This is a genomic window from Aquibium sp. ELW1220 (assembly GCF_030398385.1).
Classification (GTDB): Bacteria; Pseudomonadota; Alphaproteobacteria; order Rhizobiales; family Rhizobiaceae; genus Aquibium.
Genome location: NZ_JAOAOQ010000008.1, coordinates 153,012 through 178,289 on the forward strand (window position 1 = coordinate 153,012; position 25,278 = coordinate 178,289).

Annotated in this window: 17 protein-coding genes; 10 read left to right on the forward strand and 7 right to left on the reverse strand. The window is 67.2% G+C overall.

All coding sequences use genetic code 11. The annotated features are described in order from the left end of the window. Positions 1 to 57: 57 nt before the first annotated feature. Positions 58 to 2,661, reverse strand: coding sequence for a mechanosensitive ion channel domain-containing protein (locus N1F91_RS10425; RefSeq protein WP_289991926.1), 2,604 nt, complete (start codon positions 2,659 to 2,661; stop codon positions 58 to 60). A gap of 156 nt (positions 2,662 to 2,817) precedes the next feature. Between N1F91_RS10425 and N1F91_RS10430 the strand changes: the two genes are divergently transcribed. From N1F91_RS10430 to N1F91_RS10460, 7 genes are all read left to right on the forward strand, one after another. Continuing rightward, a complete protein-coding gene (locus tag N1F91_RS10430; RefSeq protein ID WP_289991928.1) occupies positions 2,818 to 4,077 on the forward strand; it encodes a sarcosine oxidase subunit beta family protein in 1,260 nt (419 codons plus the stop codon). A 10-nt stretch (positions 4,078 to 4,087) separates the two neighbouring features. Beyond that, the gene (locus tag N1F91_RS10435) at positions 4,088 to 4,381 is read left to right on the forward strand and encodes a sarcosine oxidase subunit delta (RefSeq protein ID WP_289991929.1); all 294 of its coding nucleotides are present in this window, start codon (positions 4,088 to 4,090) and stop codon (positions 4,379 to 4,381) included. Then, on the forward strand, positions 4,378 to 7,380 hold the full coding sequence (locus N1F91_RS10440; protein WP_289991930.1) for a sarcosine oxidase subunit alpha family protein: 3,003 nt from the start codon (positions 4,378 to 4,380) through the stop codon (positions 7,378 to 7,380). The genes N1F91_RS10435 and N1F91_RS10440 overlap by 4 nt, the downstream gene beginning before the upstream one ends. Continuing rightward, entirely contained in the window at positions 7,373 to 7,960 is a 588-nt protein-coding gene (gene soxG, locus N1F91_RS10445; RefSeq protein ID WP_289991932.1) for a sarcosine oxidase subunit gamma family protein, read from the forward strand. The genes N1F91_RS10440 and soxG overlap by 8 nt, the downstream gene beginning before the upstream one ends. 304 nt (positions 7,961 to 8,264) lie before the next feature. Further along, positions 8,265 to 9,023: a TIGR02391 family protein gene (locus N1F91_RS10450; RefSeq protein WP_289991934.1), complete on the forward strand. Its 759-nt coding sequence runs from the start codon at positions 8,265 to 8,267 to the stop codon at positions 9,021 to 9,023. 358 nt (positions 9,024 to 9,381) lie between these two features. After that, the gene (locus N1F91_RS10455; protein WP_289991937.1) at positions 9,382 to 10,383 is read left to right on the forward strand and encodes an ATP-binding protein; all 1,002 of its coding nucleotides are present in this window, start codon (positions 9,382 to 9,384) and stop codon (positions 10,381 to 10,383) included. A gap of 3 nt (positions 10,384 to 10,386) precedes the next feature. Further along, positions 10,387 to 12,858, forward strand: a complete 2,472-nt coding sequence (locus N1F91_RS10460; protein WP_289991939.1) for a S8 family peptidase — start codon at positions 10,387 to 10,389, stop codon at positions 12,856 to 12,858. A 366-nt stretch (positions 12,859 to 13,224) separates the two neighbouring features. On the opposite strand, the gene N1F91_RS10465 is transcribed toward N1F91_RS10460, so the two are convergent. The 5 genes from N1F91_RS10465 to N1F91_RS10485 all read right to left on the reverse strand — a co-directional run bounded on the left by N1F91_RS10465 (position 13,225) and on the right by N1F91_RS10485 (position 19,088). Further along, positions 13,225 to 14,355: a hypothetical protein gene (locus N1F91_RS10465; RefSeq protein ID WP_289991941.1), complete on the reverse strand. Its 1,131-nt coding sequence runs from the start codon at positions 14,353 to 14,355 to the stop codon at positions 13,225 to 13,227. 501 nt (positions 14,356 to 14,856) lie between these two features. Beyond that, the gene (locus tag N1F91_RS10470) at positions 14,857 to 15,171 is read right to left on the reverse strand and encodes a hypothetical protein (protein ID WP_289991942.1); all 315 of its coding nucleotides are present in this window, start codon (positions 15,169 to 15,171) and stop codon (positions 14,857 to 14,859) included. A gap of 119 nt (positions 15,172 to 15,290) precedes the next feature. Further along, positions 15,291 to 17,492, reverse strand: a complete 2,202-nt coding sequence (locus N1F91_RS10475) for a PQQ-dependent dehydrogenase, methanol/ethanol family (RefSeq protein WP_289991944.1) — start codon at positions 17,490 to 17,492, stop codon at positions 15,291 to 15,293. 181 nt (positions 17,493 to 17,673) lie between these two features. Beyond that, the gene (locus tag N1F91_RS10480) at positions 17,674 to 18,000 is read right to left on the reverse strand and encodes a MoaD/ThiS family protein (protein WP_289991945.1); all 327 of its coding nucleotides are present in this window, start codon (positions 17,998 to 18,000) and stop codon (positions 17,674 to 17,676) included. A gap of 2 nt (positions 18,001 to 18,002) precedes the next feature. Then, positions 18,003 to 19,088: a sialidase family protein gene (locus N1F91_RS10485; RefSeq protein ID WP_289991946.1), complete on the reverse strand. Its 1,086-nt coding sequence runs from the start codon at positions 19,086 to 19,088 to the stop codon at positions 18,003 to 18,005. Positions 19,089 to 19,181: 93 nt separating this feature from the next. Here N1F91_RS10485 and N1F91_RS10490 point away from each other — a divergent pair, with 93 nt between their 5' ends. Next, the gene (locus tag N1F91_RS10490; protein WP_289991947.1) at positions 19,182 to 19,631 is read left to right on the forward strand and encodes a MarR family transcriptional regulator; all 450 of its coding nucleotides are present in this window, start codon (positions 19,182 to 19,184) and stop codon (positions 19,629 to 19,631) included. A 1,458-nt stretch (positions 19,632 to 21,089) separates the two neighbouring features. Here N1F91_RS10490 and N1F91_RS10495 read toward each other — a convergent pair. After that, entirely contained in the window at positions 21,090 to 21,800 is a 711-nt protein-coding gene (locus N1F91_RS10495) for a nitroreductase (protein WP_289991949.1), read from the reverse strand. A 210-nt stretch (positions 21,801 to 22,010) separates the two neighbouring features. On the opposite strand from N1F91_RS10495, the gene N1F91_RS10500 reads away from it, so the two are divergent. Then, positions 22,011 to 22,553 (forward strand): XRE family transcriptional regulator, encoded by a 543-nt coding sequence (locus N1F91_RS10500; protein WP_289991950.1) that lies wholly within the window; start codon positions 22,011 to 22,013, stop codon positions 22,551 to 22,553. Between the two features lie 42 nt (positions 22,554 to 22,595). After that, positions 22,596 to 25,049 (forward strand): FAD-dependent oxidoreductase, encoded by a 2,454-nt coding sequence (locus tag N1F91_RS10505; protein WP_289991951.1) that lies wholly within the window; start codon positions 22,596 to 22,598, stop codon positions 25,047 to 25,049. Positions 25,050 to 25,278 lie beyond the last annotated feature (229 nt).

A 25,278-nucleotide genomic window follows, 5' to 3' on the forward strand; every position in this document is an offset into this window, starting at 1 on the left:
CTCCCGTTACGCCCATCCTATAGGCGAAGGCGCATGAACGGCAACTGAACGGCCGCGTCAAAGCACCTCGTCGCCGTCATCGGGGTCCTGCCGCTTGCGGCGGCCGCGGCGCGGGGCGACGGGCAGCGCGACCACGTCGGCCGACGCGCTGCCGGAGGCTGCGCCCGTCGGCGGCAGCGGGGCCGGCCGGGACGCGTCCGCCGCGGGCGCGACCAGGTTGATGTTGGCGCCCTTCAGGTTGAGGTCGCGCTGCGGGAACGGGATCTCGATGCCCTCCCGTTCGAAGGCCTCGACGATGGCGAAGCGGATGTCGTTCTGCACGGTCAGGCCGCTGGTGATGTCGGCCAGGAACAGCCTGATCTCGAAATCGAGCGAGGACTCGCCGAAATTGGCGAAGAAGACGAAGGGTTCCGGGTTCTTCAGCACCATCGGGTGGCCGCGCGCGATCTCGAGCAGCAGCGCATGCACCTTGCGCGGGTCGGTGCCGTAGGCGACGCCGATCTTGATCTCGACGCGGCCGAGCTTGTTCTTGTGGGTCCAGTTGCCGACGGCGGCGTTGATCAGCTCGGAGTTCGGCAGGATCACCGTCTGGCGCTGGAAGGTCTCGATCTCGGTCGCCCGCACGCTGATGCGCTTGACGGTGCCGGTGACGGCGCCGGCCACGATCCAGTCGCCCGCCTTGAACGGCCGCTCGGCGAGCAGGATCAGCCCCGAGACGAAGTTCGAGACGATGTTCTGCAGCCCGAAGCCGATGCCGAGCGACAGCGCGCCGGCCACGAGGGCCAGGTTCGACAGGTCGATGCCGGCGGCCGAGATGCCGACCAGAGCGGCGATGGCGATGCCCGCATAGCCGACCGCCGTGCGGATCGAGTTGCGCAGCCCCGCATCGACCTTGCCGCGCGACAGGACGGATCCGTCGAGCCAGCCCTGGAAGCCGCGCGTGACGAAATAGCCGACGAAGAAGACGACGATGCCGGTGGCGATGCCGACGAGCGAGAACGACACCGTGCCGATGGTGATGTTGGTGGCGAGCCGGTGCGCCCAGGTGGTGATGTCGCCCCACTGGAAGCCCCATTGCAGCAGCACCAGCGGCACGCCGACGCAGACGACGAGGATGTAGGTGGCGATGCTGGCCGCGAGCCCCAGCTGGTCCAGCGCCATCTCCTCCAGCTTGAAGCGCTTGTGCAGCGCCTCGCCCAGCGCGGTGCGCACGAAGGCGCCCTCGCCCGAAATCGCGCCGGCCGAGAGGAAGCCGATATACATCGTCGAGGCGATGGCGCCCGTCACCACGATCTGCTGCGACACGAAGCGCGCGAAGCCGATGTAGCCGAGGAGGGCTGCCGCCATCGTGCCGATGCCGAGCCCGAGGAAAATCCAGTTGATCCAGTGGAATCGTCTCTGCCGGCCGTCGTCCTGTGCCGGGCGAACGAGAGCGATCAGGATCAGCAGGACGCCGACGATCACGGTGGCGACGAAGCTCTTGGCGATGGTCAGCGACAGCGGCGAGCCCATCACGTGATTGACGCGGTTGAGCACGAAGTCGGCGCCGGTGGTCACCGCCGTCAGCCAGGCCAGCCAGTAGAGCCGGCGCGCCGACAGGGTGTCGACCGGCACCAGCCGCCAGTTCGGCCGGTCCGGCCCGAGTGCCGCCCTTGCCAGCCGGTTGACGAAGAAGACGATGGCGATCACCTGGAACAGCGACGACAGCATCTGGCCGATGTCGACGCGCAGGATGTTGAACGCGTCGTAGAGGTACCAGGTGGCCGACAGGAACACGAGCAGCGTGATCGAGGGCATCAGCGTCGACCAGAACGCCACCGACAGCCGCGACAGGTAGGAGGGCGACGCACCCTTCACCGGCTCCATCATGGTGCCGAAGACACGGCGCCCGCCGAAGGACAGCACCGCGGCCGCCGCGAGCGCCAGCAGCGTGGCGAACAGGACCGACTGAAGCTTGAAGGCGATGACGAAGCGCAGCCAGGCCGAGACGGTCCGCTGCAGCGCCACGATCTCGGTCTGCAGGTCGTCGAGCGTGGCGGCATTCATGGCGCTGCCGATGTCGTAGCGTTTCGACAGGGTGCGCGCGAAAAGGTCGCGCCGCAGGGCGCCGATCTCCTCGATCAGGCGGTTGATCTGCACCGACAGCGTCTCGGCGACCCCGATCAGCGCGTTGATCTCGGCCTTCTGGCGCAGAAGGTCCGCCCGCTCGCGGCTGGTGATCTCGGGCTCCGGCGGCAGGCCCTCGCCCGGAGGCGCGCCGATCTGCTCCAGCCGCGCGTTGATCTCCTGCAGCCGCGGCCGGAAGGCGACGCTCGCGGCCAGCACCTGCCGCGCCAGCCCTTCCAGCTCGATGCGCGTCTCGGCGAGCCGCGCGTCGTCCTCGGAGAAGCGGGCGACCCGGCTGCGAAGCCCGTCCAGGGCGGCCGCGACACCGTCGATGAGCGGCTTCTGCTCGTCGTAGATCGACACCGCTGCGCCGATGCGTCCGGCCGAGGCGGTCGGCGCGACGTCGGCAGGCGCGGCCAGGGGCGCCGGCGCCGGATCGGACGCCTGCGCGGCGGCGGGCGGGACCAGGCCCGCCTGCGCCACGGCCAGAAGCACCGCGGCGATCATCCCCCAGAGCCAGCGTCTCGTCATGTCCCCCACGGCCACACGGTTCATCGATGCGCCTGCATCCATAGTGGCGGCTTCGGCGCGCGGCAAGGCGGACGGCGATCGCAGCTGCCGCGTCGGCGGTTCGAAAGGCGGCGGCGCAATCGTTGCATTCGCGCGGGCCGCGGGGCGATACTGTCCGGCGGCTCGAGGACAAAGAGAGACATGAAGGAATATTCGGCTCTTGCGCTGCTGAGGAACGCGTTTTCCGGCAACCGCGACTGGAAGCCCGCCTGGCGCAAGCCCGATCCGAAGCCGCAATACGACGTCGTCATCGTCGGCGGCGGCGGCCACGGGCTGGCGACGGCTCACTATCTCGCCAGCGAGCACGGCATCACCGATGTCGCCGTGGTGGAGAAGGGCTGGCTCGGCGGCGGCAATGTCGGCCGCAACACCACCATCATCCGCTCCAATTACCTGCTGCCTGCCAATACCGGCTTCTACGAGCATTCGATGAAGCTGTGGGAGACCCTGTCGCACGAGCTGAATTACAACGTCATGTTCTCGCAGCGCGGCATCCTCAATCTCGCGCACACGCCCGGCCAGGCAGACGACTACATCCGCCGCGGCAACGCCATGCGCCACGACGGCATCGACGCGGTCTGGATGAATCCGGCCGAGATCGCCCGCAAGGTGCCCGGGCTCGACGTGTCGGCAAAGGCCCGCTTCCCGATCGTCGGCGGGCTGATGCAGCCGCGCGCCGGCACCGCCCGCCACGACGCCGTCGCCTGGGGCTATGCGCGCGCCGCCGACCGGCGCGGCGTCGACATGCTGGAGAACTGCGAGGTCACCGGCTTCCTGCGCGACGGCGACCGCATCGTGGGCGTCACCACCACGCGCGGCGAGATCCGCGCCAAGAAGGTGGCGGTCGCGGTCGCCGGCTCCACCGGCCGCGTCATGAAGCTCGCCGGCATCGACCGGCTGCCGATCGAGAGCCACGTGCTGCAGGCCTTCGTGTCGGAATCGCTGAAGCCGGCCATCGACACGGTCGTCACCTTCGGCGGCGGCCATCTCTACGTCTCGCAGTCCGACAAGGGCGGGCTGGTCTTTGGCGGCGACATCGACGGCTACAATTCCTATGCCCAGCGCGGCAACCTGCCGGTGGTCGAGGAGGTGATGAGCGAGATGGCGGCGCTGTTCCCCGGCTGGGCCGGCGTGCGGCTGCTGCGCTCCTGGGGCGGCATCATGGACATGTCGATGGACGGCTCGCCGATCATCACCGCCGGCCCCCTGCCCGGCCTCTATCTCAACACCGGCTGGTGCTATGGCGGCTTCAAGGCGACGCCGGCCTCCGGCTGGTGCTTCGCCTGGACCATCGCCCGCGACGAGCCGCACCCGCTCAACGCCGCCTTCACGCTGGAGCGTTTCCATCGCGGCGCGGTCATCGACGAGAAGGGCCAGGGCGCCACGCCCCGGCTGCACTGAGGCCGCCCGCATGCTGATCACCTGTCCCTGTTGCGGCCCGCGCGACGTCGCCGAATTCACCTATCAGGGCGACGCCAGCCGCAGCCGCCCGGACCCCGCCTCGACCGACCAGGCGGCGTGGAACGCCTATGTCTACGACCGCGTCAACACGGCCGGCGCGCATCGCGAATACTGGCAGCATTCCGGCGGCTGCCGGTCGCATCTGGTCGTCCTGCGCTCGACGCTGACGCACCGGATCGACAGCGTCCGCTTCGCCCGCGACGAGGCCGACGGCGCCCGTCGCCGCTCCGGGAGCCCCGCATGAGCCCGCGCCGCACCGCCTCCGGCGGCCGGATCGACCGTTCCCGCTCGATCTCCTTCCGCTTCGACGGCAAGCGCTATGCGGGCCACCCAGGCGACACGCTCGCCTCGGCGCTGCTCGCCAACGGCGTCAGCCTGTTTGCGCGCTCCTTCAAGTATCACCGCCCGCGCGGCGTCATCGCCGCAGGTGTCGACGAGCCGAACGCGCTGGTCACGGTCCTGCGCGGCGAGGTGCGCGAGCCCAACCTGCCCGCCACCCAGGTCGAGATCGTCGACGGCCTCGTGGCCGAGAGTCAGAACCGCTTTCCCTCGCTCGAGCGCGACGTCGGCGCACTCAACCAGCTGGGCGGCAGGCTGTTTTCGGCCGGCTTCTACTACAAGACCTTCATGGGTCCGGTCGCCGGCCCGCTGAAGGGCACCCGTTTCTGGATGGCCTGCGAAGCCGTCATCCGCCGCGCCGCCGGCCTCGGCCGCGCCGGCCATGCGCCCGACACGGCCCGCTACGAGAAGATGAACGCGTTTTGCGACGTCCTAGTCGTCGGCGGCGGACCGGCCGGCCTGGCGGCGGCGCTGGCGGCGGCCCGATCGGGTCGGCGCGTGGTGCTCGCCGACCTCGACCCCGCCTTCGGCGGCGCGCTGAAATGGTCGGGCGAATTGCTCGACGGCGAACCCGCGGCCGGCTGGGTGGCCGAAACCATCTCCGCGCTCGCCGCGATGGACAATGTCCGCCTGCTGCCCCGCACCACGGTCTGGGGCTATTACGACGGCAACACGCTGGCCGCGCTGGAGCGCGTCGGCGATCATCTGCGCGATCCGGGCAAGGGCGCGCCGCGGCATCGCCACTGGGTGATCCGCGCCGGCCACGTCGTGCTCGCCACCGGCGCCTTCGAGCGGCCGATGGTGTTTCCGGGCAACGACCGGCCGGGCGTCATGCTCGCCTCCGCGGCAGGGCGCTACGCCGCCGAATACGGCGTCCTGCCTGCCGAGCGCTTCGTCGTCTTCGCCAACAACGACAGCGCCTATGCCGCCGCCGCAAGGCTGCGCGAGGCGGGCGCGACGGTCGCCGCCATCGTCGACGTCCGGCCCGACGTCTCCGCCGGGGCCCGCGCGCTGGCGGCCAGGGCCGGCGGCGAGCTGCTGCTCGGCCATGCCGTGGCCGACACGTCGGGCGGCCGGCGGCTTACCGGCGTTGCCTTGCGCCGCTTCGACGCGGCGACGAAAACGCTGTCGGGCGAACCGCGCCGGATCGAGGCCGACGGCCTCGCCGTCTCCGGCGGCTGGTCTCCGGCCATCCACCTCGCCAGCCAGGCCGGCGCGAAGGCGCGGTGGGACGAGACGCTGCAGGCCTTCCTGCCGCCGCAGCCCGATGCCGGCTGGAGCGGCGCCGGCGCCTTTCTCGGCCATGCCTCGACCACGGCGGCGTTCGCCGACGGGCTTGCCGCCGTCGCCGCGCTCGACGGCAGCCTGTCCGACGCGGTCGACCTGCCCGCCAGCGACGCGCCCGACCTCGACGCCGCGCCCGCGCCGGTCTTCGAGATCCGCGCAGCCGACGGCCGGGGCTCCAAGGCCTTCGTCGACTTCCAGCACGACGTCACCGCCGAGGACGTGCGGCTCGCCCATCGCGAAGGCTTCGTCTCGGTCGAGCACCTGAAGCGTTACACCACGCTCGGCATGGCCACCGACCAGGGCAAGACATCCAACGTGGCCGGGCTCGCCATCATGGCCGACGCGCGCGGCATGGCGATCGACGACGTCGGCACCACCCGCTTCCGCCCGCCCTTCGCGCCCGTCTCCATCGGCGCGCTGGCGGCCGAGCGCTTCGGCGAGCTGAAGCCCGACCGCCTGACGCCGCTGCACGACTGGCACGTCGAGCAGGGCGCGACGATGTATGCCGCCGGCCTCTGGCACCGGCCGATGATCTACGGCCATCCCGGCGAGACCGTCGAGCAGGCCTGTGTCCGCGAGGCAAGAGCGGTGCGCGACAGCGTCGGCATCGTCGACGTCTCGACGCTCGGCAAGATCATGGTGCAGGGTCCGGACGCGGCCGCCTTTCTCGACCGGGTCTACACCAACCTCTTCTCCACGCTCCCCGTCGGCAAGGCCCGCTACGGGCTGATGCTGCGCGAGGACGGCTTCGCCTTCGACGACGGCACCACCTGGCGGCTGGCCGAGACCGAGTTCCTGATGACCACGACGACCGCCAATGCCGGCCGCGTCATGCAGCATCTCGAATACATGCTCGACGTCGTCTGGCCCGACCTGAAGGTGATCCTCACCTCGGTCACCGACGAATGGGCCGGCGCCGCAATCTCCGGCCCGAAGGCGCGCGCGGTGCTTTCCGCCTGCGTCGCCGGGACGGCGGTTGACAACGACGCCTTGCCCTTCATGGGCATCGTCCACGGCGCGATCGGCGGTGCCCCGGTGATGATCTGCCGGCTCTCGTTTTCCGGCGAACTGGCCTATGAAGTCTATTGCGGCGCCGGCCACGGCAGCCAGGTCTGGGACGCGCTGATGGCGGCCGGACAGCCCTTCGGCATCGTCCCCTACGGGCTCGAGGCGCTCGGCACCCTGCGCATCGAGAAGGGCCACGTCACCGGCGCGGAGATCGACGGCCGCACCACCGCGCGCGACCTGCATCTTTCCTGGATGCTGTCGAAGAAAAAGCCCTTCGTCGGCTCGGCCATGATGGACCGCGAGGGCCTGGTCGCCGAAGACCGGCTCCAGCTCGTCGGCCTCGTCTCGCTGGACGGGCAGGCGCTCAATGGCGGCGCGCATGTCGTCGAGCACGGCGACCGGACGCTCTCCGGCTCGATCGGCCACGTCACCTCGGTCTGCTTCTCGCCCGCACTCGGCAAGTACATCGCTCTGGCGCTGGTGAGGGGCGGCAAGACGCGCCACGGCAGCCGCGCCTTCATCTCCGATCCGCTGCGCGGCCGCTTCGGACCGGTCGCGATCGTCAGCCACCACTTCTTCGATCCCGAGGGGAGCCGCATGCATGGTTGAGCAGGTCTCGCCGCTGGGTTCCGCCTGGACGCCCGGCCGGCACGGCAACCTCGCCGGCGAAGCGGGCGTCGTCCTGTCGGAAACCCGTCCCGGCTCCATCGTCCAGGCCGCGGCCTTCCCCGGCAGCGAAAAGGCCGTGATGGCGGCCATCGCGGCCGCGACCGGCCTTGCCCTGCCCGACGGCGCGGGCGGCGGCGTGGCGACCGACACCAAGGCCGTCTTCGGCATCGCGCCGGGCCGCTTCCTCGTCATCGACCAGGTCGAGGGCCTGGCCGATCGGCTGAAGCCCGGCATACCGGTCGAGACCGGCGCGGTGACCGATCTGTCGCACGGCCGCACCGCCATCCGCATCGCCGGCCCGCAGGCCGAATGGGTGCTGTCGAAACTCTTCGCGATCGACTTCGCGCTCGCCGCCTTCCCCCTCGGCGCCGGCCGCGCCACGCAGCACCACGACGTGCTGGCGGCGATCCAGCGCACCGGCCCCGACCGCTTCGACCTCTACGTCTTCCGCTCGCTCGCCCGCTCGTTCTGGACGATGCTCGTCCATGCCGGCGAAGAGGTGGGCTGCGAGGTGCGGTAGTATGAGAATCCCACGCTTGGTAGCCGCTGCAACCGTGCGGTGGTAGACGGGAAAGGGGTGGATTCCTGCCCGACCCCTTTAGGGGGCAGAATTGGTAAAGCGGCCATCCAGATGGCTACCGCACTTCGCCCGCTACGCGCCCCAATCTCGGACGCCAAGGCAGAGTATTCCTGCGCCTAAAAGCGGACATCTCTGCGGGACACTTTTCGCGCTCATTAGAACGTCAGTACTCAAACAAAGCTGCCCAGGTACCTTCGGACCCCACCTTTCATAACATCCTTTATCATATAAAGGGACAGGACCCATGCAGGAATTGATAGAGACGGTCGGCCTCGAACTCATCGTCCAACTCGAGCCCGAGGAACTGGCGGCCCGGTTGTTGTTCCTCATTAGTGAGCGGCTGGCGCGAGGCGATCGCCCCCATGTCCATCTTGGGAACATACTGAACGAGTTCGACCGCTCCACGCCTTCCAGTGTGATGTCGTTGAACATCCCACGGGCGGACGAAATGAAGACCGCCGTTGTTGAGGCGTGGGCGTGGCTGGAGGCGCAGGGCCTTCTGATCCCTGCATCGAACAGCGGCGGTGATGGGTGGCGGGTGCCGAGCAGGCGCGCGCAAAAGATCGCGGATATGACCGCATTCAGGCAGTTCCAGGTTTCGCGTTACTTGGCGAAGGAGATCCTCCACCCTCGCATCGCCGATAAGGTTTGGTCCTCATTCCTGCGCGGCGAGTTCGACGTCGCGGTCTTCCAGGCTATGAAGGGTGTCGAGGTCTATGTTCGCGAGGCCAGCGGGATGGGCGCCGACAAAGTCGGCGTCGTGTTGATGCAGGAAGCCTTCAAGGAAGACGGCGGTCCCCTTGCTGACATGGCAGCCGAGCGCGGCGAGCGCCGCGCCCGCATGCAACTATTCTGCGGTGCGATCGGATCCTACAAGAACGCGGGTTCGCACCGGGAGGTAAATCTCGAAAGCGCTACGGAAGCGACGGAACTCATCCTTCTTGCGAACCATCTGATGCGCATCGTCGATGCTCGAGCGGCGGCGCGCAGCTCCAGCCAATGATAGCCAGACCAAGATCGGCACCATAGGTTCGGTACCCGGGTATCACCGCGCATTTGAAGGAAGGTGGGACCATATAGAAGGCCGCGGCAATGGCGACATAGTTCGACGCGCACCACCCAACTGTACGACCGTCGTTCCGACGAGGGTGATGCTAAACCGCGTCGAGCGAGTGCTCATCTAGGCATGTTGTGCCATGGTCCGCTTTGAAGATTCGCTGCGTTGGGTACGACGGACCGGAACCGGGGCGTATCTTCACGCTTGTGAAGCAATGATGGCCGACAAAAATGAATTGTGGACGTGCAGAGCCGTGGCTTCTAGGCACACGGCCGAACGTCTATACAGGACACAGTGAGGGGACGTGTCGAATACGAAACAGATACTGGCAATGCTGAGAAGTCGAGTCGAAGGCGACGACGAGATGTTTTTTTCCATTGCCTTGCAGGTTGCTGCATCGGAAGCGCGGCAGGGTCACCGTAGCGCTGCTGAGGAACTGCGAGCTGAGGTCGAAAAAGCGCGTGCCGGCAAGGCGCGTGGCGCATCCGTCCCGATTGCGTTCGGCGCACCGCGCGGCAATCTCGAAGGTCTGCTCGAATTGCGCGAACCGCGCCTTAAGCTGAAGGACGTCGTGCTTGATCCGACGCTGGTGAAGCGCGTGAGCGATGTCGTGCGGCAGCAGCGCCGGCGCGACTGGCTGCGGGAACATGGCAAGAAGCCGAGCCGTCGCTTGCTCTTCGTCGGCCCGCCCGGCTCCGGCAAGACGATGTCGGCGGAGGCGGTGGCCGGCGAGCTCGGGCTGCCCCTTTATGTCATCCGTCTCGAGCAGCTGATCTCCCGCTTCATGGGCGATACCGCAGTAAAGTTGCGCCTCGTGTTTGACGAGTCGGCGAAGCGCCGGGGCGTATATCTATTCGACGAGTTCGACGCGGTAGGCGCGCATCGCACCGCGACCAATGACGTGGCGGAGATGCGCCGCGTCCTCAATTCCTTCCTGCAGTTTATGGAAGAGGACGCTTCGACCGACAGCGTCATCATCTGCGCGACGAACCACCCGCGGATGCTCGATCGCGCCTTGCTGCGACGTTATGACCAAGTGCTAGAGTTCGCCTCGCCCACCAAGGAGCAGGTGAAAGAGATCCTGCTTCGCAACATGAAACCCATGAAAACTCCCCGTCTGGCATGGGCGAAGATACTCAGCGCGGCCGCCGAATTGAGCCAGGCCGAGCTGGTCGGTGCTGCCGATGACGCGGTTAAGAACGCTATTCTGGACGAACGCAACTTCATCAGCTCCGAGGATATCCTCACTCGCCTCGACGAACGTCACCGCATGCGGAACGCTTTCCTCGACGCGGCAAAGCTCTGACGCATGGCGACAAGGTTCACGCTCCCTCATATCGATATTTCGGGGCGCTACCAATCGAGCGAGTATTTGGGTGAAGGCAGCGGGCGCGACAATAACGTCCGTGTACGCGAAGAGCATGGAGCACGGCTGCAGCGCGAGTTGGATGCGGCGCTCTGGATGATTGACCAGCAACGGGTAATCGATGCCCGCCTACCAGCGCCAGAAGGCGGCTACATCGAGGTCGAACTAAGCCGAGGCTCTGATCCGGACAAGCTCGAGCGGTCCAAACTGAAGGTCCGCGCGCACGCAGTGAAGGATGAGCCTGCCAGTCGCATAGTCGCCCTTTACGTCCCCGACGCCGCGCGAGGCGCGTATGCGGCAATACTGGCGGACTACCGTACTGGCCGGCTCAAAGAGCGAACAAACAATCCGCCGAATAAGGCGACCGTGGAACCGATCGAGGCGTTCCGGCGTGCTCGTCTGGAGACCCTTTGGACCGATGATCCCGCGGCGCTGCCGACAGATGCGCAACATGAGATGTGGTGGGCGATCTGGATCGATCGCGACCGCGAGGAGGAACTAGAACATATCGTCGCACGCCTCGACCTTCGCGCAGCGGGGCAGGGCCGCAGGCTGAAGTTTCCAGAAGCGGTCGTCGTACCGGTCTATGCGACACGCGCAGCGATCGAGCTGATGATGTTCGCGACGAGCGTCATCGTCGAGCTGCGCCGTGCGACCGACAATCCGGAATTCTTCGTTGACGACGTGCGGCACGAGCAGCATGCTTGGAGCGATGACCTCGCCGCGCGCATTCGGTGGCCCGGCGCCGATGTGCCGGCAGTATGCATCTTTGACACCGGCATAAATCGCGCTCACGTGTTGCTCGAACCAGCAATTGCCGCCGACGATCTGCACGCGATCGATGACGAGTGGGGCGTCAACGACCATGACGATCACGGCACTGCCATGGGCGGCCTCGCCCTTCATGGCGATCTGACCATACCGCTCGGCGATACCGGTGAGCGCGTGCTCACGCATCGACTCGAATCGGTCAAGCTGCTGCCTCCAAACAACGCGGACCCGAACGACCCGAATTCCTACGGGTCAGTCACACAGTCGGCTGTTGCCCTTCCCGAGATCAGGCGGCCCGAGCGCACACGCGTCTTCTGCATGGCGGTCACGAACCACGGCGTGTCCGGTGCCCGGCCCTCGACCTGGAGTTCGGCGATCGACCAAGCGGCAGCGGGCACGATGCCCGGCGACGACGAGAACGCACCTCGGCGGCTGATGGTGCTATCGATCGGCAACACTGACCCCGTGCTCGAGATGCATCGCTGGCTCGGCCATGACGCCTATCCTGCGCAGGACCCCTCGCAGGCGTGGAATGCGCTGAGCATCGGGGGATATACTGACCTCGATCAGATCAAGGGCCTAGGCTACGAAGACTGGACGCAATTCGCTGCTGTCGGTGATATCAGCCCGCATAGCCGTACCAGCGTCGGATGGGTGGGCCGGGCGCCGATCAAGCCCGAGCTTGTGCTCGAGGCGGGCAACCGGGCGGTCAGCCCGAGCCGTAGGGATATCGTCACGCTGGACTCGCTGTCCGTACTCAGCACGGGCCGCGATGTCAGTTTGGCACCGTTGGTGCCGTTCCAAGCAACGAGCGCAGCGACCGCAGAGGCGGCGCGCATGGCCGCACGGCTGACCGCAGCACATCCTGACTACTGGCCGGAGACGATACGGGCGCTGATGGTGCACAGTGCCGAGTACACCGCACCCATGCGTGCGGCCTTCGATGCCGCTCCGAATTTGAAGGACCGCTACCCTATCGTCCGGCGCTTCGGATATGGGGTGCCAGATTTCGACCGGGCGGCAGCATCGGCTCGGGACCATCTGGCACTCATCGCCCAGACGTCGATTCAGCCATACCGGCGAAAGGGCCGGAAGTATAACGAGTGCCATTACTACGCCCTCCCGCTTCCGACGGGCGTCCTCGAGGAGCTCGACAACGAGACCGTCGACCTAAAGGTCACGCTCTCTTACTACGTCGATCCGAATCCGGGTTTTGCCGCCAACGTGGACCCGCTCCGCTACCAATCCTTCGGCCTGCGCTTCGACCTGCGCCGCAACGGCGAAACGATCACCAACTTCAAAAAGCGCGTAAACGTCGCCGAACGCGAGAATCCGAAGGAGAAAGCGCCGCGCCACGCCGACGATAATCGCTGGCTCCTCGGCCCTGACAGTGTGTCCGCTGGATCACTGCATTGCGACACCTGGAGCAGACCGGCGATCGAACTCGTCGGCCGCGACCTGCTTTGCATCAAGCCTGTCGGGGGATGGTGGAGGGATCGTTCCACTCCCGAAATCGTCGATCGGAAAACTCGCTATGCGCTGATCGTCACGCTTAAAGCGCGCCGGACGACGATCGATCTTTATACTCCGATTAAACTCGCTGTGCGGCCGCAGGTTGCGGTAGAAAATCCGGTCAACATCTAGCGCTGACGCAATCCCGTATAGACGGGCACGTTAGGCTTGCTAAGTTCTTGTGTGGGCCATGCCATATCCCACATTCGCTATCGCGGCTCCGTCACCGATGCCGAAATCGCCCTGCACTTGCCTCTGTTGCGGCACATCAATATCTCAGCCCACGGGCAGACCCAGTGTTGGGGTAGCGGATCGCGCTGGATCGCTCGGCCAGGTGTTCCTTTATGCTCTTGAGGACCGCCTATTCGATGTCCTTGGCTAAAATAACCCGGCCTCCGGCGATGCGCATTCCCATCTCGTCCCTCCATGGCCTCGCATGCCATACGACCACATGAGGGATAACTATTGAGGAGACGGCGCAAGACGCATGGCCCAAAATCACGTCGCTTCTAGCTGGCTAACGGCCTTGCGCCGTTTTTCTTCCGCCTCATCGAGCATCTTGGTCATCCCTTCCGGCAACGGCCTGTCCGGCTCAGGCAGCTGCAGGAGATGGCGCCAGCGATGGTCGAGCGCCTTGAGCGACACCTCGTCCGTCATGCCGCGCTTGGCCTGCGAGGAGAACAGCAGCGACAGCTCCGGAGACATCGGCTTGTTCTCCCGTATCCGCTTCGCCAACCAGAGGGTGATATCGACCAGCTCCAGCCCAGCGCTTTGATCTCCCGGCATGAAGATCGGCGGTACTTCTGGCATGTTGGTAAAGTCGGCTTTCGGCATGCCGGGCCCGAGGTCGCTCTTGTGGCCGCGAAGTTTGCGATACATATTCGCCAGTTCGGCCTGCGCGCCATTGAACTCGGTCTGCCGGTCAACCGTGATACGGCGGACTGGACGCTTCAGCGCAGCCGTCTGCACGGCGATCGCCTGCAAGATCTGCTGGAAGCCCACAAGGTTCGGCGAGATCTGCAGCGTCGATTCGTAGTTGCTGGAGCCGAAATTGATCTCCTTCGGATTCGCCCGCGCCCATTTGAGGGCCCCGGAGATGATCTCGCGCGAGCGTGCGTCTGGCAGACGGCCGATCCGTTCGAGCAGCGTCGCATAGATCGTTTCAAGCTTCTCCTCGCAGCGTGCAGGGTTCTGTTCGCGGCGGGCGCTCCAGGCCTGCTTGGCAAGCTCCTCGTCGAACAGATGCGCTACCTTGAACAGCAGGACGTAGCGCAGCGGCGTCCAATAGTGATGCCATGGCAAGGCATCGTTGAGCCCCGCATCGAAGACCTGGTCAAAGAAGGTGATGATGGCGTGGTCCTGCTTCGATACCCGGTATAGCGAGAAACGGAGGTCGTTCTTCTTGCTGAAATGCGCGATCCGGTAGGCGATCGGCGTCAGCCTCCGGACGCCGAGCTCATTGGCATGGATGCGCTTCACGCCCAGTTCCTGACGCAGTCCCTTCAGCAAAGGTTCGGCAATGACGTCCAGGTTCGCGCGGCTGCCGAGCACGCCATAATAGAGCGTGGGCTGAGCAGGATCGAACAGGTTCTGACCGGTATTGCCACTTTCATCGACAAAATAATACATGGCCCCATCCCTCAAATGCTTCCCGTGAAAAAATGAAAGGGCGCGTGAATAATACCCGGATTGCGGCGAAATCGGGGAACGCGGCATCACCGTCAGTCTGCGGTCAGGCTGTCGTAAACTAAGCCCGCAAAGGGCGGCCTTGGCCAGCCGGCTTCCATCCCTGACGCGCAATATCTTTCGGCCGCAGACGCGGCAATCGAGGGAAGCGAGGGGCCATGCCACTTCCTCCCGGAGCGAAGCACCGGCCAGGCTCCGCCTCCCAAACGCACGCACCATCTCAGTTGATATCGCTTGTCCTGCGAATATCTTCTGTGGTGATCGGCAATGAGACGTCCATTTTGGCTTGAAATGGGCAGAACAACTGCTCAATCGGTGATTTCCATCGAATTTTACTTTTCGGCACCTCGATCAATTGCGGGATAGCTTGTCATAGGTCGTCGACCAAACGTCCGCCTTCTCAGTTCTCGCGGCCAGAACCGGACAGTCAGCAGTCGGCCCCGCTCAAGACCAAACTAAGCGACGAATGTACTGCAGGTTTCGGGTGCTCCATAGCCCGGCGTGAAGGACTGACATGGCGTCGGCTCCGGTCAAAACCCGTCCCGGTACCAAGCGTCGAATCTTCACCACCAGCGCCTCACCCCCGATGATCGCCGTCAGCACATAAACCTCCGCGCCCGGCGCCAGCGGCGTCTCGAGCCCCGCCCGGTCGCCGTCCACGAACACATTCATGCGCTCGCGGATCGCGGGCCGCGTCTCGCGGATGCGGTCTCCCATGCCTCCCCACGGCCGGTCGTGTTCGTCGATCGTCTCGGCCACGGCCGCGGCCATGTCCCCGACCGCGGCCCGACCCGCATCCCGAGCGCGGACCGGCCGGTGGCAGGGCGGTGTCGCCCGGCCTTGGCGGGCGCGGAGCCGGCGGCCCCGCGCCCTTGCCGTCACTTCGGCCGGACGGCGTCCGCCGTACCCTGGATGAAGGCGGTGATCTTCTCGATGTCGGCGTCGGTCAGCTTGCCGGTGAAATCGGGCATGCCGCGTTCGGCGAGTGCGCCGGAGAAGACGATGCTCTTCAGGTCGCCGATGGTGCCGGCCGCGGAATAGCCGAGGTTCGGCACGTTGCCGCCGCCATCGACGCCCGGGACGCCGTGGCAGAAGACGCAGTTGGCGATGTAGATCGCCGCGCCGTCGCCATAATGCGCCGGATCGAAGGCCACGCCCGCCACGAGGTCGCGCCTGGGCGCCTGGACGAAGTCCGGCATGGACGCCTTGCCGCCGACCTTGAATGTGTAGACGCGGCCGGGACCGGCGCGGTCGGTGTGCTTCTGGGTGATGCCGTAGACGCCGCCCCAGCCCGCCGCGATGCTCACATACTGCACGCCGTCCACCTCGAAGGTCGAGGGCGCCGCGATCACGCCCGTCCCCACCGGCGTCTGCCAGACATTGGCGCCGGTCGTCGCGTCATAGGCGAGGAAACGACCGTCGGCCGAGCCCTGGAACACGAGGTTGCCCGCCGTCGCCAATGTGCCGCCGTTCCACGGCGAGACATAGTGCTGGCGCCAGGCCTCCTTCTGCGCCACCGGATCCCAGGCGAGCAGATGGCCGAACGGGCGTTCTCCGGGGGGCGTGGCCGAGACCAGCCAGCCGAGGTTCCAGCCGAGGTTCGAGTGCGGCCGGCCCGGCAGGTTGGCGTTGAAGGACCAGGCCTCGCGCGTGTCCTGTTCGAGCGTCAGCGGCACGCCCTGGGCGGGGATGTAGACGAGGCCGGTCTGCGGCGAGTAGCTCATCGGGTGCCAGTTGTGCGCGCCATAGGGCGACGGCGTCACCTCGAAGGTCTCGCCGGGGTTTCGCGCCCGCGGATCCTCGATCGGCCGGCCATTGGCGTCGTAGCCCAGCGCCCAGTTCACCTTGACGAAGGGTTCGGCCGAGATGAAGCCGCAGTCGGTGCGGTCGACGACGTAGAAGAAGCCGGATTTCGGCGCGTGGAGCATCACTTTCCGCGCGCGGCCGTCGATCTCCATGTTGGCGAGGATGATGTGCTGGGTTGCCGTATAGTCCCAGTTCTCGCCGGGCACCTCCTGGTAGTGGCAGACATATTCGCCGGTGTCGGCCTTGAGCGCCACCAGCGACGACAGATAGAGGTTGTCGCCGCCGCCGGGGCTGCGCAGGTCGCGGTTCCACGGGCTGCCGTTGCCGGTGCCGACGTAGAGCGTTCCGGTGTCGGGATCGTAGGCCATGGCGTCCCACATCGTGCCGCCGCCGCCGGCCTCCCAGTACTTGCCGGCAGGGTCCCAGGTCAGCGCGGCGCGCGCCATCTCCGGCCCCTCGTAGGGCTTCGACGGGTCGCCCGGCACCGAATACCAGCGCCAGGCCTGCGCGCCGGTCTCGGCGTCATAGGCGGTCAGGTAGCCGCGCACGCCATATTCGGCGCCGCCGTTCCCGATCACGACCTTGCCGTTGTAGACGCGCGGCGCGCCTGTGATCGTATAGGAGCGGGCGCGGTCCTCGATCGTGTCGACCTCCCAGACCTTCTCGCCCGACCCGGCGTCGAGCGCGATCAGGCGGCCGTCGAAGCTGCCGACGAAAACCTTGCCGCCATAGACGGCGACGCCCCGGTTCACCACGTCGCAGCAGCCCTTGTAGGCAAACTCGCGCGGCACTTCGGGATCGTGGACCCAGAGTTTCTCGCCGGTCACCGCGTCGATCGCGTGCACCACCGACCACGAGGCGGTGACGTACATGACGCCGTCCACGACGATCGGCGTCGCCTCGACGCCGCGCGTGCTGTCGAGACCGTAGGACCAGGCGAGGCCGAGCTCGCCGACGTTGCCGGTGTTGATCTGGTCGAGCCTGCTGAAGCGGCTCTCGGCATAGTCGAGCCCGTAGCTCGGCCAGTTCTTCGTCGCGGCAGCGTTGGCGACGATCGCCTGCGTGTCGATGGCGGCGACGGCGGCACGCGCCGCCTCGGGCGTCACCTGCTGGGCGGCGGCGATGCCGGTCGTCAGGGTCAGCGCCAGGGCCGATGCCGCCGCGCCGATCCGCAACGTCTGCGCGACCGGACCGGTGCCCGATCGAATCCTGTCGGCAGGGCGCAGGACGTCGTTTGCCGCCGCTGTCGCGACGGCATTCCGCTGGAATGCCATGTGGGTTCTCCTCCTCGCGTGCACCGACGATGCCTCCACCGCCGTCGCATCCGCAATGCGTTACGAATACGCCCGCGTTTTCCTCCCGGGCGTCACACATCATCGCGGAGTTCTGACGCTGCGTCAATCTGCCACGCGCCATACGTGCGGCGGAATCGCCTTTTCGCCCGGGGCGGCGGCGTCAGCCGCCGCTGATGGCCGTCAGCACGTAGACCTCGTCGCCGGGGGCGAGCGGCGTCTTCAGGCTCGCCCGGCTGCCGTCGACGAAGACGTTCATGTGCTTGCGGATCGCCGGCCGCGAGTCGCGGATCCGGTCGCCCATGCCGGGCCACAGCCGGTCGAGCTCGTCGATCATGTCGGCCACCGTCGCCGCCACCATCGCCACCTCGCGGCGCGAGCCGGGAAAGAGATCGCAGAGAACCGGCGACAGCTTCACCGTCACCGGCAGCGCGGCGCGGACGGCGGCCGCATGGCCTGCCGCGCCCGACAGGTCGTCGTGCCTGGCCATCGTCAGGCGTCCAGCACGTGGGTTTCGACCGACGAGATCGTCGGCAGGTGCGCCGCGATCTGGGTCCAGCTGTCGCCCTCGTCGGCGCTGGCGTAGACTTCGCCGCTGCCGGTGCCGAAATAGACTCCGGCCGGTTCCATCCGGTCGACCGCCATCGCCTGGCGCAGCACGCCGAAATAGGCGTTCTCCTGCGGCAGGCCGGCGCGCATGGCCTGCCAGCTGTCGCCGCCGTCGCGCGTGCGCCAGACCGCCGTCTGTGCGTCCGGCATGAAGCGGCCGGCCGAATCGCCGTTGAGCGGGATCAGGTAGACCGTGCGCGGATCACGCGGATGCACCGCCGCCGGGAAGCCGAAGCTCGACGGCAGACCGTTCTCCATGCTGGTCCAGGAGCGGCCGCCATCGTCCGATCGATACATGCCGCAATGGTTCTGCTGGTAGAGCAGCTGGTCGGTACCCGGCGCCAGCACCATGCAGTGCACGCACTGGCCGAGCTCTGGGTAGCGCTGGTCTTCCGGGAAATAGTCGGCGCGGGTGCCCCTGTTGCGCGGCTCCCAGGTCTTGCCGCCATCGTCGGTGCCGAAGACGCCGGCCGACGAGATGCCGACCCACAGGCGGTCCCTGTCCTGCGGATGCGGCACCAGCGAATGCAGGATCAGGCCGGCGCCGCCGGGGTTCCAGTGCGGCCGGCTCGGATGGTCGCGCAGGCCGTTCACGTGGCTCCAGGTCTTGCCGCCGTCGGCGCTCCTGAACAGGCCGGCCGGCTGGACGCCGGCATAGAGCGTGCCGTCATGGCCGGGCGAAAGGCTCCAGACCGCCGAGACCGGCTCCTCGCCCTCGGCATAGGCCAGCCCCTCGCTCGAATGCGTCCAGGCCGCGCCGAGGTCGGGCGAGGTCCAGACCGCCGGGCCGAACCATTCGTTGCCGCCGGCCGCATGGATCGCCCCGGTCGCCGGATCGAGGATGGCGTGATGGATCGGCCAGGTGTTGCAATAGGGGCCGCGCAGGCGCCATGTCTTGCGGTTCTCGTCGCCCTCCGCGACGAACAGGCCCTTCTTGGTGCCGATCAGGATGAGTATGCGCTTTGCCAACGGGACGGTCTCCTCTCCCACGAACGACCAGCCACCTCCGCCGCCCCGAAAGGAAAGGCTGGACATTTACGTTGATATCAACATTATAGGCACATGTCAAAGCCCTCAAATAACGAAAAGGTCGGATTCGACGTCACCCTGCAGGTCAAGAACGCGTGCCTCTGCCTCCACGTCCAGCGCGCGGCGCGGTCGCTGGCGCGGCTGTTCGACGAGGCGTTCCGGCCGGTCGGCATCACCAATGGCCAGTTCTCGATGCTGATGTCGCTCAACCGGCCCGGCCCGGCCCGCATGCGCGAGGTCGCCGCCCTGCTCGCCATGGACCGCACCACGTTGACGGCCGCCCTGAAGACGCTCGAGCGGCGCGGCCTCCTCGAAGTGCGCACCGACCCCGACGACCGCCGCGGCCGCCTGCTCACCCTCACCGACGCCGGCCGCGACACCCTCGCCCGCGCCGTTCCGATCTGGCGCGACACCCACGCCGCGCTGGAACAGGGGCTCGACGACGCCGACCGACTTCGCGCGGCGCTGCTGGCGATTTCGTAGGGCGCTGCAGCGCCCGCCCTCGCCCCACCCCGAATGGGCCCGCAAAGAGGGAGATCACGCGCTTCGCCGGATCGCAACCGCTGCCGGAAAGGCGCCGAGTGCGGAACCGCCGATCTCCCCCCTTGTGGGGGAGATGCCGGCAGGCAGAGGGGGGCGCCGCAGAGCGTAGGCGGCAGCCGGGCCAAACCGTGCATCGCGTTGACGATCACCGTAGTCCGCGCTCCATCGCGCGCGCCTCTGGCCTGCCGGACAAGTCCCCTCCAGGGCGATCACGCGCGCCGCCGGCTTCCGCGGATCGCAGCCACTGCCGGAAAGGCGCCGAGGGCGAAACCGCCGATCTCCCCCCTTGTGGGGGGTCCGAAGGACGGGCGAGACCGGTGGCTCGCCCCGCCCGGCAGGCAGAGGGGGGCGCCGCAGAGCGTAGGCGGCAGCCGGGCCAAACCGTGCATCGCGTTGACGATCACCGTAGTCCGCGCTCCATCGCGCGCGCCTCTGGCCTGCCGGACAAGTCCCCTCCAGGGCGATCACGCGCGCCGCCGGCTTCCGCGGATCGCAGCCACTGCCGGAAAGGCGCCGAGGGCGAAACCGCCGATCTCCCCCCTTGTGGGGGGTCCGAAGGACGGGCGAGACCGGTGGCTCGCCCCGCCCGGCAGGCAGAGGGGGGCGCCGCAGAGCGTAGGCGGCAGCCGGGCCAAACCGTGCATCGCGTCGACGATCACCGTAGTCCGCGTTCCATCGCGCGCCCCTCTGGCCTGCCGGACATGTCCCCTCAAGGGCGATCACGCGCTCCACCGGTGTCGCCGGATCGTGGCCGCTGCCGGAAAGGCGCCGAGGGCGGAACCGCCGATCTCCCCCCTTGTGGGGGGTCCGAAGGACGGACGAGACCGGTGGCTCGCCCCGCCCGGCAGGCAGAGGGGGGCGCCGTAGAGTGTAGAGCTTGGATCATCGGCAGGCGTCGGGCGGCCCAGCCGGCACATGCGGCGGCTATTTGGCGCCCGCCGCGTTCCGTCGCGCCCCCCTCTGCCTGCCGGCATCTCCCCCACAAGGGGGGAGATCGGCAGCTTCGGAGCGACCCGCAACGTCCTGGACTACTGACGATGGGCCGGACATCATCGATGCATGGGCGTTCCAGTCCGCGTCACGACACTATCGCCTGGAGTGCTCTTAACGGCCCAGTGCCAGCGCCCGTCCGGCCGCAGAACCTGGCGCCTATCCTCTCCCCCGGGCAGGGGGAGAGGTGGCCCGGGCGAAGCCCGGGACGGAGAGGGGGTGATGCCTCGCGCCGCGCAGCGGCGAGAGGATGGGTGGGACCCGCACTGAGCCGGTCATTTTCCCAACACGCCAAGCCAATTGGATGGGAGCGGAGTTGGTACACAGGGCAGAGCGAAGCACCCCCTCTCCGGCCCTTCGGGCCACCTCTCCCCCTGCCCGGGGGAGAGGACAGGCGCCACTCGCCCCTCACTTCACGAAGGTGACGAACTCCTCCAGCGGCACGCGTTCGGTGCGCAGGCTGTTTTCCGGCTTGGAGGCGTCCTCGTAGCCGAGCGCCATGCCGCAGACGACGATCTCCTCGTCGGGAATGCCGAGCACGGGGCGGATCTGGTTGTGGTAGGGCGCAAACGCCGCCTGCGGGCAGGTGTGCAGGCCCCTGCCCCGCGCCGCGATCATGATCGACTGCAGGAACATGCCGTGGTCGATCCACGAGCCGTGGTTCAGGCGGCGGTCGATGGTGAAGATCATGCCCACCGGCGCGTCGAAGAACACGAAGTTGCGGTCGTGCTGGGCGCGCATCTGGTCGACGTCGCGCTTGCCGATGCCGAGCGCGCCGTAGAGCGCGAAGCCGACGGCGCGGCGGCGGGCGTAATAGGGTTCGAAGAACTGGTCGGGATAGTACTTGTACTCGTCCCACTTCGCCTTCTCGGCCCGGATGCCGGAGTTCAGGATCGCGTCGGTGATCTTCTGCTTGGTCTCACCGGTCGTCACCCACACCTTCCAGGGCTGCATGTTTGTGCCCGATGGCGCGCGGCTGGCCACCCGCAGGATGTCGCGGATGGTCTCATCATCCACGGGATCGGGCAGGAAGGCGCGCACCGAGCGGCGCGAGGTGATCGCCGCGTCGACGATCTCCGCCTCGTCGATGGTTTCAGCCTGTTTGTCGGGTGCGAGCATGCCGAGGTCCCCTCGTCCTTATGCACCATCCTTGGCATATCGGGCGCAATTGGTCCAATCGCCCCGATCCGCCGGTGCAGCGTTCCGATTTGCCGGGGCTCCTATCACATCGTCTGAAATTCCGCTTGAATTTTTCATGACAGTCACGATGATGAAATTCGAGAGGATTTTTTCACGAGGCGGTGGCGCGTGGCGCAGGCGGGGGATGTCTTGCTGGCCGGAAACCTGCGCGCGCTGCGCAAGTCGCGCCGCATGACGCTCGCCGATCTCGGCCAGCGGCTCAACCGCTCGGTCGGCTGGCTGAGCCAGGTCGAACGCGGCCTGTCGCGCCCGTCGGTGGAGGATCTGCGCCGATTCGCCCAGGCGTTCGGCGTGCCGCTCGGCCTGTTCTTCGGCCACGACGCGCCGGCCGAGGCGGAAAAGGGCGTCGTCGTGCGGGCCGGACGACGCCGCTCGCTCGGCTACAGCGAGACCGGCCTCGTCGAGGAGCTGCTGTCGCCCGATCTCGGCGGCAGCTTCGAGCTCGTCCGCTCCGAATTCGCGCCCGGCGCCCGTCTGGAGGCGCCGTCGCTGCGCCCCACCGAGGAGGCCGGCTACGTCGTTACCGGCCGCTTCGACATCGAGATCGACGGCATCTGGCACCGGCTCGCCGCCGGCGACAGCTTCCGTTTCAAGGAAAAGCCCTTCCGCTGGCGCAACCCGGGCCCGGAGCCGGCGATCGTCGTCTGGGTGATCTCGCCGCCGGTCTATTGAGCGCGACGAGGATGCAACGAGCCCCGTTCGAGGACACACGCCATGCCTGACCTTCCCTCCCACGCCCGCGTGGTCATCATCGGCGGCGGTGCCGTCGGCGTCTCGTCGCTCTATCACCTGGCGAAGGCCGGCTGGACCGACTGCGTGCTTTTGGAAAAGAACGAGCTTACCTCCGGCTCCACCTGGCATGCCGCCGGCAACGTGCCGACCTTCTCGTCGTCCTGGTCGGTCATGAACATGCAGCGCTATTCGGCCGGGCTCTATCGCGGCCTGGCGCAGGCGGTCGACTATCCGATGAACTACCACGTCACCGGCTCGGTCCGGCTGGCGCACGGGCGCGAGCGCATGCGCGAGTTCCAGCGCGCCAAGGGCATGGGCCGCTACCAGGGCATGGCGCTCGACGTCATCGGCCCCGACGAGATCCGGCAACATTATCCCTTCATCGAGACGCACGACCTCGAAGGCGCGCTCTACGATCCGGCCGACGGCGACATCGACCCGGCGCAGCTCACGCAGGCGCTTGCCAAGGGCGCCCGCGATCTCGGCGCCAGGATCGTCCGTTTCTGCCCGGTCGACGGCTTGCGCCGGGAGAACGGCGAATGGGTGATCTCGACCGGCCAGGGCGAGATCCGCTGCGAGATCGTCGTCAACGCCGCCGGCTACCGCGCCGCCGAGGTCGGCCGCATGTTCGGCCGCGACATCCCCATGATGGTGATGAGCCACCAGTACATCCTCTTCGACGAGATCCCGGAACTCGCCGCCTGGACGAAGGAGGTCGGCCACAAGCTGCCGCTGCTGCGCGACGTCGACAGCTCCTACTATCTCCGGCAGGAGAAGAGCGGCATGAATCTCGGCCCCTACGAGCGCAACTGCCGCGCCCACTGGGCCACGCCCGACGACCCGATGCCGGACGATTTCTCCTTCCAGCTCTTCCCCGACGATCTCGACCGGCTGGAATGGTACCTGAACGACGCCGTCGCCCGCGTGCCGATCCTCGGCACCGCCGGCCTGTCCAAGATCATCAACGGCCCGATCCCCTACGCGCCCGACGGCAACCCGCTGATCGGGCCTATGCCCGGCGTGCCGAACGCATACGAAGCCTGCGTCTTCACCTTCGGCATCGCCCAGGCAGGCGGCGCCGGCAAGGTGCTCGCCGAATGGGTGACGGAAGGCGCGACCGAATGGGACATGTGGTCCTGCGACCCCCGCCGCTTCACCGGGTTCGCCGCCGCGCCGGACTATGCGGTGGCCAAGGGGCTCGAGGTCTACGGCCACGAATATGCCATCCACTTCCCGCGCCATGCCTGGCCGGCCGCGCGCGACCGCAAGCTCTCGCCGATCCACGACCGCATCGCGGCACTCGGTGCGCAGTTCGGTGCCTACAATGGCTGGGAGCGCGCCACCTGGTATGCCGAGCCGGGCGACGATACTTCCGAGGAATCGACCCAGACCTTCCGCCGCGACGGGCCCTGGCAGGAGCGCATCCGCCAGGAGTGCCTGGCCGTCCGCGACGCCGCCGGCATCCTCGACCTGCCCGGCTTCTCGCGCTTCCGCCTGCAGGGACCGGGCGCGGCCGAATGGCTGGCGACGCAGATCACCGGCGCTGTCCCGAAGCCCGGTCGCATCGGGCTTGCCTACTTTGCCGACGACAAGGGCCGCATCGTCACCGAAATGTCGGTGATGGCGATCGCCGAGGACTTCTTCTTTCTCATCACCGCCGCCGTCGCGCAGAGCCACGACTTCGAGTGGCTGGCGAAGAACCTGCCGCAAGGCTCTGATATCGGACTCCAGGACGTCACCGAGGCCTTCGTCTGCCAGATCCTCACCGGTCCGAACGCACGCGCCATCCTGGCTGACGTGAGCGACGCCGACCTGATGAAACCCTGGCTCACGCACCAATCCTGCCAGATCGCCGGGCGCTGGCTGCAGCTGGTCCGCGTCTCCTTCGCGGGCGAGCTCGGCTGGGAGCTGCACACCAGGGTCGAGGACACCGCGACAGTCTTCGACGCGGTCTGGGCGGCCGGCCAGCCGCACGGGCTGAAGCCCTTCGGCATGTTCGCACTCGATTCGCTGCGCCTCGAAAAGGGTTACCGCGCCTGGAAGCAGGAGCTGTCGACCGACTACACGGTGCTCCAGGGCGGGCTCGAGCGTTTCGTCAAATGGGACAAGCCGGCGTTCCGCGGCAAGGCCGCGCTCTTGTCGGAAAAGCAGCACGGCACGACGAAGCGCTTCGTGATCCTCACCATCGACCAGCCCGGCGACTGCGACGCGCCCTACATGTCCACGCTCTGGCACGATGGCGCGATCGTCGGCGAGACCTTGTCGGGAGGATGGGGGCACCGGGTGGACAAGTCGATCGCGCTCGGCATGCTGCGCAAGGATCTAGCCGTGCCGGGGACGGCGGTCGAGGTGGAGATCTTCGGCGAACGGTTTTCGGCGACGGTGCAGGAGGACCGGCCGTTGTGGGATGCGGGGAACGAGAGGCTGAGGGGGTGACATTTTTGGCAACACCTCGGGCGTTCGTGCTCCACGACACCCCCCTCTGTCCTGCCGGACATCTCCCCCTCAAGGGGGGAGATCGGCAGCTTCGATTGCGGCGCCGGTCTTTCAACGTCGGGAATTGGGTGAGTCGATGGCGACAGCCGATCTCCCCCCTTGAGGGGGAGATGCCCGGCAGGGCAGAGGGGGGTGTCATAGAGCGCTGTCATTCACAGATGCGTTCCAA